The following is an 8,528-nucleotide window of genomic DNA, read 5'->3' on the forward strand; positions in this document are numbered from 1 at the left end:
GAGTGGAGTTTGTCCGAAGAACGTCCGAAGCCGAATAGGCCCTGGTAGGGGTAGGATTAGGCGCAGACAGGAAGAACCGCGGAGGAAGGAGGAAAAGGCGGTTTTCTGCCGGGACGTGGCGGATGCAAAAAGATGGAGGGAAAATAATTTACATTCCGCCAGAAAAAGAATGAGACGTCTGTCTCAATACCACTTTCACACTCGTCGGCAACTTACCTTGCAAGTATATTCAAATTAAAAAAAGCCACTTCCATTTGGCAGAATAAGACAAAGTGCCTATATTTGCCCCAATAAAACCAAAAAGACAATGAAGGCAATGTTTATAAATACATATTGGCGGTGGCATTCGTTACAACTCAGGCAGTCGTAAGGGAGCAGCGCTCGTATGCAGATATGAATAGCAAGATAGCACAAAAATCAGAAAGAGCCCTGTCGCACCAAGCGACGGGGCTCTTCTCGTTGCGGCCTATGCCATCGTACTCAAATTCCTTAAAAGCATGAGGCCAATTTAGAGAAATCTCCCTATCTTTGCAAACCTAATGAACTGAAACTGCTTGAATTGCAAACAAAAAACTAAAAAAACAGATATAGATTATGGCAAAAGAAAAAATCATCCTCACAGGCGACCGTCCCACCGGGCGCCTGCACATAGGACACTACGTGGGCTCGCTGCGCAGAAGAGTGGAACTGCAAAATTCCGGCTTGTATGACAAGACTTTCGTCTTCATCGCCGACGCACAGGCATTGACGGACAACATGGAAAACCCCGAGAAGGTACGCCAAAACGTCATCGAAGTAGCACTGGACTACCTGGCTTGCGGACTGGACCCGACGAAGAGCACCATCTTCATCCAGTCGCAGATACCGGAACTCTGCGAACTGACTTTCTACTACATGGACCTGGTGACCGTGAGCCGCCTGCAACGCAACCCCACCGTGAAGACCGAAATCCAGATGCGCAACTTCGAGACGAGCATCCCCGTAGGCTTCTTCACCTACCCCATCAGCCAGGCTGCCGACATCACCGCCTTCCGCGCCACCACCGTGCCCGTAGGCGAAGACCAGGAACCGATGATTGAACAAGCACGCGAAATCGTACGCCGCTTCAACCACATCTACGGCGAGACCCTCGTGGAACCGGAAATCCTCCTGCCCGACAACGCCGCCTGCCTGCGCCTGCCGGGAACGGACGGCAAAGCCAAGATGAGCAAGAGCTTAGGCAACTGCATCTACCTCTCCGACAGCGCCGACGAAGTGCAGAAGAAGGTACGGAGCATGTACACCGATCCCGACCATCTGCGCGTACAAGACCCCGGCAAACTGGAAGGAAACACCGTGTTCACCTACCTCGATGCCTTCTGCCGCCCCGAGCACTTCGGCCTCTACCTGCCCGAATACCCGAACCTGGACGAACTGAAAGCCCACTACCAACGGGGCGGATTGGGCGACATGAAGGTGAAGAAGTTCCTCAACGCCATCATGCAAGAGACTTTGGAACCTATCCGCAACCGCCGCAAGGAGTTCGAAAAGGACATCCCCGCCATCTACGAGATGCTGAAGAAGGGATGCGACGTGGCTCGCGAAACCGCCGCCGCCACACTGGACGACGTGCGCAAAGCCATGAAGATAAACTATTTCGATGACACAGAACTGATTGCCGAACAGGCGAAGCGGTTCAAGGAAAGCGAATAAGGCGTGCGAAACGACTTGTCGCCGCTTACATTGTATCAGGATTTTAGGCACGGAATTACACGGATTTACACGGTTTTCTTCTTGATTAATCCGTGAAATCTGTGAATTCCGTGCCTAAAAGATTGTATGACAGAGGTTCTCGGACAAATCCGGGAGGAAAGGTGCGCGAAACAATTTATATGCACGGCTTTTCATTGTTTCGCCACGCCAGACGCACTGCTCCCCAGACGCCCAGCACAATCACCAGCAACGTCTGCACACCATGCACAATCAGCGCAAAGATGCCGGCCTCTGTGGCGTCCACCCCGTAGAGCATCATCATGGTGATGACGGCAAAATGCCACGGTCCCGCCCCGTTGGGTGTGGGCACAACGACCGCGAAGGTACCCCCGACAAACATCACCAACCCTGCAAGGGCGCTCAAATGTTCCGTAAATCCGAAACAATAGAAAGTCAGATAGAAATGAAGAAAATAGCAGAGCCAGATGAGCAAGGTATAAAAAAGAAATAGCGGCACGTTCGCCACATCGCGAAGAGACAGCACCCCTTCCCACACATTCAGCACCATCCCTTTCACCTTTTCAAAAAAAGAAAGCATCCGCAACAGATAATAAAGCAGCACCCCCACGCCGACCACGCAGAAGAGGGAGACATAGAACCACGGCGAAGCGACCAGATGTATCAGCGAAGGGACTTTTGTCCCCGTCTCCTCAAAGAAACGAAAGAAGACAGGCATCTGCATCAAAAAAGTGGCACCCGTAATAAGGAGGATGCACAGCGTATCTATCAACCGTTCCGTAACCACTGTCCCCAAAGATTTGGAGAAAGAGACAGCATCGTATTTCGCCAGCACACCGCAGCGGGAAACCTCGCCCACACGAGGCAAGACCAAGTTGGCGGCGTAAGAAAGGAAGATGGCATCCACACAATCCCCCGCCTTCGGATAAGCCCCCAGTGGCTCCAGCGTCTGCTTCCAGCGCCACCCGCGAAACACATGGCTCATCACGCCAAAGAATAACGAAAGCAACATCCACCCCCAATCCGTATCGTGCAGAAGCACCTCTCCGGCTTTTGAAAAATCGAAATCGCGATACACCCAATAAAGGATAAAGCCACCCAACAAAATGGGCAAAATGATTTTCAATGTCCTTTTTAGCAATTTATTCATGCTCTCATTCTAAATTCTTCATTCTTCATTCATCATTCTTCATCGAAAAGAATTACCTTTGCTCCACTTTAAGAGCGGTTGCGTGTCCGGAAAAGGGCTTGTTATCCCCCACTTTCGGAACGATAGCCTCTATTTGTGGAGCAAAAGTAATGATTTAGTTGATACATGAGATTAGTAAAGCCTAAAAAGTTTCTCGGCCAGCATTTCCTGAAAGACCTGAAAGTGGCGCAGGATATAGCCGACACGGTGGATGCCTGTCCTGAAATCCCCATTTTAGAAGTGGGGCCGGGCATGGGTGTGCTGACACAATTCCTGCTTCCCAAAGGACGGACCGTCAAAGTGGTGGAGGTGGACTATGAATCCGTCGCCTACCTGCGCGAAGCCTATCCGCAACTGGAGGAGAACATCATCGAAGATGACTTCCTCAAGATGCACCTGCAACGGCTGTTCGACGGGAAACCCTTTGTCCTGACGGGAAACTATCCCTACAACATTTCCAGTCAGATATTCTTCAAGATGCTGGAAAACAAAGACCTGATACCCTGCTGCACGGGGATGATACAGAAAGAAGTGGCCGAACGCATCGCCGCAGGACCCGGCAGCAAGACGTACGGCATTCTGAGTGTATTGATACAGGCGTGGTACAGCGTGGAGTATCTGTTCACGGTGCATGAGCATGTATTCAACCCTCCCCCGAAAGTGAAAAGCGCTGTCATCCGCATGACACGCAACGACACGCAGGAGCTGGGATGCGACGAAAAGCTGTTCAAGCAGGTGGTGAAAACCACGTTCAACCAACGACGCAAAACCCTGCGGAACTCCATCAAGCCAATACTCGGAAAGGATTGCCCGCTGACAGAAGACACCTTGTTCAATAAACGTCCGGAGCAACTCTCCGTACAAGAGTTCGTTGAACTGACCAACCGGGTGGAACAGGCGCTCAAGGAAAATGAAACAAAACATTAATTAAATGCGGTATGCTGAAACGGGGAAAGAACAAGTTGATATAATTTTCAGATTCCTATATCAGCTGAAAGGACAAAGGGCTTGTTTAGCACACCCGCATTAAACAACAGAACAGAGTATGGAAATAGACGAAGAATACATTGATAAGGTCAAAGATTTCATCGCGGAGAAAGACGCAGACAACCTCAAGAGTCTTTTGATAGACCTTCATCCGGCGGACATTGCGGAATTGTGCAACGACCTCGGCCCGGAAGAAGCACGCTTCGTTTATCGTCTTCTTGACAACGAAACAGCAGCCGACGTACTGGTAGAGATGGACGAGGATGTCCGGAAAGAGTTTCTGGAGATTCTTCCATCCGAAACCATCGCCAAACGTTTTGTGGACTATATGGACACTGACGATGCCGTGGACCTGATGCGCGAACTCGATGAAGACAAGCAGGAAGAGATTCTCTCACACATCGAAGACATCGAACAGGCGGGCGACATCGTGGACCTGTTGAAGTACGACGAAGACACCGCCGGCGGTCTGATGGGTACGGAAATGGTAACCGTCAACGAGAACTGGAGTATGCCGGAGTGCCTGAAAGAGATGCGCCAGCAAGCCGAAGAGCTGGACGAAATCTATTATGTATATGTCATCGATGACGAGGACCGCCTGCAAGGTGTCTTCCCGTTGAAGAAGATGATAACCTCTCCGTCCGTCTCCAAAGTGAAGCACGTGATGCGGAAAGACCCGCTCTCCGTCCATGTGGACACCCCCATCGACGAAGTGGTGCAGACCATCGAGAAGTATGACTTGGTGGCGGTTCCCGTCATAGACAGCATCGGACGACTGGTAGGTCAGATTACCGTGGACGATGTCATGGACGAGGTGCGCGAGCAGTCAGAACGCGATTATCAGTTGGCTTCGGGTTTGTCTCAGGACGTGGAGACGGACGACAACGTGATGCGGCAGACTTCCGCCCGCCTTCCGTGGCTGCTTATCGGCATGCTGGGAGGTATCGGCAACTCCATGATATTGGGCAACTTCGACACGACTTTCGCCGCCCACCCCGAAATGGCGCTCTACATTCCGTTGATTGGCGGCACGGGCGGAAACGTGGGTACGCAGTCTTCCGCCATCATCGTACAGGGCCTTGCCAACAGCTCGCTGGATGCCAAAGATACATTCAAGCAGATAGCCAAAGAGGCCGTGGTGGCTTCCATCAACGCCACCATCATCTCCCTGCTGGTCTATATCTATAATTTCATCCGGTTCGGAGCCACGGCCACCGTCACCTACTCGGTCTCCATCAGCCTCTTTGCGGTTGTGATGTTCGCCTCCATCTTCGGCACACTGGTCCCCATGACATTGGAGAAGCTGAAAGTGGATCCGGCCATCGCCACCGGACCGTTTATTTCCATCACAAACGACATCATAGGCATGATGCTCTATATGGGAATTACGGTATTATTGTCGTAGAAAAACAGAAAAAACAGAAAAAAAACAAGGCAAATTGTATGAAGTAATTATTTTATTTCATTAATTTGTAGCTCAATATAATCCGAACGGGAAGAACCCGTTCTAAAAAGTAAATACAATGACGGACACTCAAGACACTAATTTCCCCGAAAAACCGATGGAATTAGAAGAAGAAAAGAAAACAGCAGAGGTCTCTGAACCGGCAACTATGGAGACTCCCGCCGAAGAAGTTCTTTCAGAAAAGCCGGTAGAGCCTGTTCAGAAGCTCACGAAAGAGGAAATCCTCAACAAACTGAAAGAGATGGTAGCCGACATCGAGAATGCGGCAAAATCCGAAATCGACAGTTTGAAACAGGCTTTCTACAAACAGCACAACTACGAACAGGAAGCAGCCAGAAAACAATTTATTGACAACGGAGGAAGCACAGAGGACTTTATTCCACAAACAGACAACGTGGAAGAGGAGTTCAAAAACATCATGTCCGTCATCAAAGAAAAAAGAAACGCACTTGCGGCCGAAGTGGAAAAACAGAAGGAGATGAACCTGCAAATCAAGCTCTCGATTATCGAAGAGCTGAAAGAACTGGTAGAATCGCCCGACGACGCCAACAAGAACTATACAGAGTTCAAGAAGCTGCAACAGCAATGGAACGAAGTGAAACAGATTCCGCCGGCAAAGGTAAACGAACTTTGGAAAAGCTACCAATTGTATGTTGAGAAGTTCTACGACCTCCTGAAACTGAACAGCGAGTTCCGCGAATACGACTTCAAGAAGAACTTGGAAATCAAGACACACCTTTGCGAAGCCGCCGAAAAGCTGGCCGAAGAGCAGGATGTAGTATCTGCCTTCCACCAACTGCAAAAACTCCATCAAGAGTTCCGCGACACAGGTCCGGTAGCCAAAGAGTTGCGCGACGAGATATGGATACGGTTCAAGGCTGCCTCCACCGTTGTGAACAAACGCCACCAACAGCACTTCGAAGCGCTGAAAGAAACCGAACAGCACAACCTTGACCAGAAAACCGTAATTTGCGAAATCATCGAGGCTATCGAATACGACCAACTGACGAACTTCGCATTGTGGGAAAATAAGACACAGGAAATCATCGCGCTGCAAAACAAGTGGAAGACCATCGGTTTCGCTCCGCAGAAGATGAACGTGAAGATTTTCGAACGTTTCCGCAAGACATGCGACGAGTTCTTCCACAAAAAGGGAGAGTTCTTCAAGGCACTGAAAGAGGGAATGAACGAAAACTTAGAAAAAAAACGCGCACTATGCGAGAAAGCGGAAGCCCTGAAAGAAAGCACCGACTGGAAAGCGACTGCCGACGAACTGACCAAACTCCAAAAAGAGTGGAAGACTATCGGCCCGGTAGCGAAGAAACATTCGGATGTCGTATGGAAACGCTTCATTTCCGCCTGCGACTATTTCTTTGATCAGAAGAACAAGGCCACCTCTTCACAACGGAGCGTGGAACAAGAAAATCTGGAAAAAAAGAAAGCCGTCATCGAAAAGCTGAACGCCATCGATGAAACTATGGATACGAAAGAGGCTTCACAGCTAGTACGTGACCTGATGAAAGAATGGAACAGCATCGGATTTGTCCCCTTCAAGGAGAAAGACAAGATTTACAAACAATATCACAACCAGATAGACGAGCTGTTCAAACACTTCAACATCAGCGCTTCGAACAAGAAACTGAGCAACTTCAAATCATCCATCAGCTCCATGCAGGAAGGCAATTCGCAAACGCTGTATCGGGAACGCGAGAAACTGACACGCGCTTTCGAAAACATGAAAAGTGAACTTCAGACTTACGAGAACAACCTCGGCTTCCTGAACGCCTCCTCTAAAAAAGGCAACAGCCTGCTGACCGAAATCAACCGCAAAGTGGAAAAACTGAAGGCAGATATCGAACTGGTAAAAGAGAAAATCAAGGTTATCGACGAAAACCTCCAGAAGCAAGAATAAGCAATTGCCTGCTTCAACAAGAAAGAATCCGCCCCTATAAGCCATATCCGGCCAATAAGGAGCGGATTTTTTTAGGCGAAAACATTCCCGTATCGCCCACAAAACATTGCCACCCGTCCACAAAATCCTCCCCGCTCCCGCCCGGAAACATTGCCGCTTCCGGAAGAGAGAAAGAAGGAAGAAGAAGGAACAAAAAGGGGAACGGAAAGAATAGAATTTAGATATCCGTCAATATTTTTCTTTCCCAAGAAGACATCCAAGGTTCAGGGTTCACCTTTGACCCTTTCTCACAGATGCTTTTTCCATCAGATACATATATTATTCTATTTATCAACAAGTTATATTTTCACATTCTTTTCAGACATTCATTTAACAATATAGATTGGAACATAAGCCCGCAAATACATTGTAAAGAAAAAGCAAAAAGAAGAAGAAGAGAATGCTAGCGAAAGAGAGAGACGATATTTCGCCCACGATTCTTGCATTTAGTCCTGCCATTCAAGCAAACGCAGGCTCATCCGACAAAGACATAACGCAAGCACGTTTCTTGCATGCAAGAAGTTAGAGAAGTTATCACCCCATTTGCTTCATTAGGAGTGAAAGGAGTTAGAGCCAATACGCTTGTGCATGATGCCGTTGCTGAAGTATCGGATTTAACTTCTAAAACGACTTATCGGTTGATAGTTCTTTTCCTTTTATCCCCCTCCAGGCTGTCCGCGAACTTCCGTTATGCCACGGCTCTTTAAAGTTTGTTTTCATTTTTCAGACGTGGATTTAGCGGATTATTTATTCAACTGATAAAAATAAAATCCGCTTTATCCGCCAAATCCGCGTCTGAAAAATAAGTGTAAGTCCTAAATGAAAGAGCCGTGCCGTTATGCTTTCTTTTAGACACGGATTACACGGAATTCACAGCTTTTTCTTTGTCCTATCCGTGAATTCCGTATAATTTGTGCCTAAAATCAGAACAGCATGTAAGCAACAACAAGGGTTTCGGACACCCTCTCTCTAACTCCTTTAAATGAAGCCGTGATAACGCAAGCCTCTGAACAGCCAGAAAGAAGAATTTCCATGCAAATTTCATCATTTTTTCATGACAAACAAATCGCATTCCTTCTTTTTCTTCACTGGAAAGAAGGTCAAAGGTGGACCCTGAACCTTGGTGAACCCTATCCCTATTCGCATATCGGGGGTCAGCGGATATTTCCGGTTGGTCATCCTTTCTTTTACATTATATTTTTTACCTTTGTGGCATGAAACCCGAT

Annotated in this window: 6 protein-coding genes; 4 read left to right on the forward strand and 2 right to left on the reverse strand. The window is 48.3% G+C overall.

Going from position 1 to position 8,528, the window contains the following annotated elements; translation table 11 throughout:
- Positions 1-594 precede the first annotated feature (594 nt).
- Positions 595-1,692: a tryptophan--tRNA ligase gene (trpS, locus tag K2G43_RS11650; RefSeq protein ID WP_300155392.1), complete on the forward strand. Its 1,098-nt coding sequence runs from the start codon at positions 595-597 to the stop codon at positions 1,690-1,692.
- Between the two features lie 175 nt (positions 1,693-1,867).
- On the opposite strand, the gene K2G43_RS11655 is transcribed toward trpS, so the two are convergent.
- Complete coding sequence (locus tag K2G43_RS11655; RefSeq protein ID WP_297643483.1) at positions 1,868-2,860, reverse strand: lysylphosphatidylglycerol synthase transmembrane domain-containing protein; 993 nt, start codon at positions 2,858-2,860, stop codon at positions 1,868-1,870.
- A 165-nt stretch (positions 2,861-3,025) separates the two neighbouring features.
- On the opposite strand from K2G43_RS11655, the gene rsmA reads away from it, so the two are divergent.
- The 3 genes from rsmA (at position 3,026) to K2G43_RS11670 (ending at position 7,263) form a co-directional block, all read left to right on the forward strand.
- Positions 3,026-3,826 (forward strand): 16S rRNA (adenine(1518)-N(6)/adenine(1519)-N(6))-dimethyltransferase RsmA, encoded by an 801-nt coding sequence (rsmA, locus tag K2G43_RS11660; RefSeq protein WP_297643485.1) that lies wholly within the window; start codon positions 3,026-3,028, stop codon positions 3,824-3,826.
- A gap of 124 nt (positions 3,827-3,950) precedes the next feature.
- The gene (gene mgtE / locus K2G43_RS11665) at positions 3,951-5,291 is read left to right on the forward strand and encodes a magnesium transporter (protein ID WP_297643491.1); all 1,341 of its coding nucleotides are present in this window, start codon (positions 3,951-3,953) and stop codon (positions 5,289-5,291) included.
- A gap of 118 nt (positions 5,292-5,409) precedes the next feature.
- The gene (locus K2G43_RS11670; RefSeq protein ID WP_297643487.1) at positions 5,410-7,263 is read left to right on the forward strand and encodes a DUF349 domain-containing protein; all 1,854 of its coding nucleotides are present in this window, start codon (positions 5,410-5,412) and stop codon (positions 7,261-7,263) included.
- A gap of 1,083 nt (positions 7,264-8,346) precedes the next feature.
- Here the strand turns inward: K2G43_RS11670 and K2G43_RS11675 are convergent.
- Positions 8,347-8,528, reverse strand: a 182-nt coding sequence (locus tag K2G43_RS11675; RefSeq protein WP_300155396.1) for a hypothetical protein, incomplete at its 5' end; no start/stop codon positions are given.

It is taken from the genome of Bacteroides sp. (assembly GCF_029057325.1).
In the GTDB taxonomy this organism is placed as follows: Bacteria; Bacteroidota; Bacteroidia; order Bacteroidales; family Bacteroidaceae; genus Bacteroides.

Bases quoted from the DNA above. Each gene is read 5' to 3' on its own strand.
- rsmA (WP_297643485.1), top strand. From the start codon at position 3,026: ATGAGATTAGTAAAGCCTAAAAAGTTTCTCGGCCAGCATTTCCTGAAA.
- trpS (WP_300155392.1), top strand. From the start codon at position 595: ATGGCAAAAGAAAAAATCATCCTCACAGGCGACCGTCCCACCGGGCGC.
- K2G43_RS11655 (WP_297643483.1), bottom strand. From the start codon at position 2,860: ATGAATAAATTGCTAAAAAGGACATTGAAAATCATTTTGCCCATTTTG.
- K2G43_RS11670 (WP_297643487.1), top strand. From the start codon at position 5,410: ATGACGGACACTCAAGACACTAATTTCCCCGAAAAACCGATGGAATTA.